General features: G+C 70.6%; 3 protein-coding genes. 1 reads left to right on the top strand and 2 read right to left on the bottom strand.

What is annotated here, in order from left to right; translation table 11 throughout:
* A partial coding sequence (locus G7A99_RS21955) for an SURF1 family protein (protein WP_163144088.1) occupies nucleotides 1-378 on the bottom strand: 378 nt, incomplete at its 3' end.
* Nucleotides 379-489: 111 nt separating this feature from the next.
* Between G7A99_RS21955 and G7A99_RS21950 the strand changes: the two genes are divergently transcribed.
* Nucleotides 490-708, top strand: a complete 219-nt coding sequence (locus tag G7A99_RS21950; protein WP_163144086.1) for a twin transmembrane helix small protein — start codon at nucleotides 490-492, stop codon at nucleotides 706-708.
* 28 nt (nucleotides 709-736) lie between these two features.
* Here the strand turns inward: G7A99_RS21950 and G7A99_RS21945 are convergent.
* The coding region (locus G7A99_RS21945) for a cytochrome c oxidase subunit 3 (RefSeq protein ID WP_205599999.1) at nucleotides 737-853 on the bottom strand (117 nt) is incomplete at its 5' end.

Here is an 853-nt window from a genome sequence, read left to right as displayed (position 1 = left end):
CGAGCGGCGCGGCGGCGCGGCCACCCAGCCGCGGTCCACCAGCACGGCGGCGTCGGTGCCCTCGAGGCGCAGCGGCGCAATGATCCGGTAGCCGGGCACGCCGTCCCGCGTCTGGTTATCCAGCAGGAACTGATGCCCGGCGTCGTAGCGCCCGCGCGCGCGTGCCAGCCGGTGCAGCCCCGCCTCCGGGGTGGGCAGACCGGCGTTGAGCGCCAGCACCGGCGCGGCCGCCGCCGATTCCCGGGCGGCGATCAGCGCCTCCTTCTGGTGCGCCCGATCGATCTGCCAGAAGCCCAGGGCGATCAGCACCGGCAGGAGCACGAGGGTGACCAGCGTCGGCCAGCGCCCCGGCCGGAAGACGAACGGACCGACACGCATCAGGCGGTGCGCCCCGGCGCTCCGGCATCTCGCGTAGAATAGGGACGGCACCCACTCGCGCGCCGGCTGTCGGCGGCCGCGATCCGAGACGCCAACCAGCGGGAGCTGCCAATGACGCTGTTCATCAAGGCGGGAATCGTTATCACCATGCTGGCCATCATCGCCAGTCTCGGCTCCGGCCTGTTCTTCCTCATCCGTGACGGTAGCCGCACCCGGCGCACGCTCAACGCGCTGACGGTGCGCATCACCCTGTCGGTCGTGCTGTTCGCGCTGATCCTGCTGGCGCTGTTCACCGGGGTCCTGCACCCGAACGCAAGCCCGCTGTCGTGAGCGGGCCCGCGCCCGGGCACGGCGCTTTTCAGAGTATGTAGACGAACACGAACAGCCCCAGCCAGACCACGTCCACGAAGTGCCAGTACCAGGCCACCGCCTCGAAGCCGAAATGCTGGTCCGGATTGAAGTGGCCCCGCATGCA

This window comes from Arhodomonas sp. KWT (genome assembly GCF_010993615.1).
This window is presented reverse-complemented; position numbering and strand designations above follow the sequence as displayed.

Coding starts and splice junctions, on each gene's coding strand:
- G7A99_RS21950 (WP_163144086.1), top strand. CDS start 490: ATGACGCTGTTCATCAAGGCGGGAATCGTTATCACCATGCTGGCCATC.